This window comes from Vallitalea okinawensis (assembly GCF_002964605.1).
Taxonomy (GTDB): Bacteria; Bacillota; Clostridia; order Lachnospirales; family PQDH01; genus Vallitalea_A; species Vallitalea_A okinawensis.
In genome coordinates this window covers 1-1,500 of record NZ_PQDH01000050.1, presented here as the reverse complement: position 1 = coordinate 1,500, position 1,500 = coordinate 1, and the positions used below count along the sequence as shown (strand labels likewise).

Sequence of the window (1,500 nt, the reverse complement as noted above, 5' to 3'; positions counted from 1 at the left end):
TATACTACACTTATATTATTTTTGGGGTACGATAATTATTAAATCAGATAACCATTAGCCTAGTAAGCGGTTTTACATGCTACAGTTGTAAGGCAGATGGTTAATAAAATTAGTTCTTATTTTTGGGTCCCATCTGCTATTGTACTAGCAGCATGTAAAATTTCAAAAGTAAAGGTGGAGATTTGCTAGAATACAACCTTTACTTTTGAAAAGATTAAGGACCTTAGATGACTAAACGATCTTCATAAAGAATGATTAATTGATTTAAGATTTTATCCCACTCTCTGTAGCGAATAGTCCATTTTTTGGTTGCATTTTGCGTTGCTAGGTAGAGCATTTTTTCTAATGAAGTATCTGTTGGAAAAATGCTCTTTGTTTTTGTTACTTTTCTGTACTGTCGATTCAAACTTTCTATTACATTTGTTGTGTACATAATCCGTCTAATTCCTTCTGGAAACTTAAAGAATGGACATATAACATCCCAATTATTCCTCCAACTTTGTATAGCGTAAGGATATTTTGTACCCCATTTGTCATCTAATTCATCTAGTTTTATTAAAGCTAGTTCTTCAGAAGGTGCTTTATAAAGTGCTTTAAAATCTCTGGCAAACTCTTTGTAGTGTTTATATGAGACAAACTTAAATGAATTCCTTATCTGATGAATGATACATCTTTGTACTTCAGCTCTTGGATAAACTGTACCAATGGCTTCTTTTAAGCCAGTTAAGCCATCTACAGAGAAGATAATAACATCTTTAACACCTCTTGATTGTAATTGATTGAGTACACTTAGCCAGAACTTTGAGCTTTCATTTTCACCTATCCAGATACCTAAGACATCCTTTTTACCTTCAAGATTTACGCCAATCACAACATAAGCCGCTCTATTAACAACACGTCCATCAGTTCTTATTTTAAAGTGAATCGCATCCATAAATACGAAAGGATAAACGCGTTCTAAGGTCCTATTTTGCCACTCTTTAATAGTTGGAATAAGCTTATCAGTAATTCTACTTACCATTTCAGCAGAAACATCAATGCCATAAAGCTCATTCATCTGTTCATGAATATCTCTAGTAGACATCCCCCTAGCATAAAGGGATATAATTTGATTTTCAATATCAGAAATATCACGTTTTCTTTTAGGTACAACTTTAGGATCAAACTCTGCATTACGGTCACGAGGGACATCGATTTCAATTTCACCTAAAGTAGTATTTACTTTTTTATGGCTATAACCATTTCGATAATTAGTTTTTGAGTCCGTATCACGACTATATTTTTCATAACCCAAAGTAGTATCCATTTCAGCTTCTAACATTTCTTGTAGTACTTCCTTAAACATACCTTTTAGAGTATTCATGATATCTTGTGGTGTCTGAATGTCGTTGTTAGCAATTAGTTCTTTTGCTTGTTCTTTTGTAACTAAACTATTTCCCATAAAAAAATCTCCTTCCTGATTGTTTGGATTATAACCAGGATGGAGATTTTTACACAGTT

At 32.9% G+C, this 1,500-nt stretch carries 1 protein-coding gene; it reads right to left on the bottom strand.

Annotated features, from left to right (window positions below):
* Window positions 1-223: 223 nt before the first annotated feature.
* Window positions 224-1,441, bottom strand: coding sequence for an IS256 family transposase (locus tag C1Y58_RS26225; protein WP_105620109.1), 1,218 nt, complete (start codon window positions 1,439-1,441; stop codon window positions 224-226).
* Window positions 1,442-1,500 lie beyond the last annotated feature (59 nt).

What these genes read in the sequence shown, in the direction of transcription:
- C1Y58_RS26225 (WP_105620109.1), bottom strand. Translation starts at nt 1,441, where the DNA reads ATGGGAAATAGTTTAGTTACAAAAGAACAAGCAAAAGAACTAATTGCT.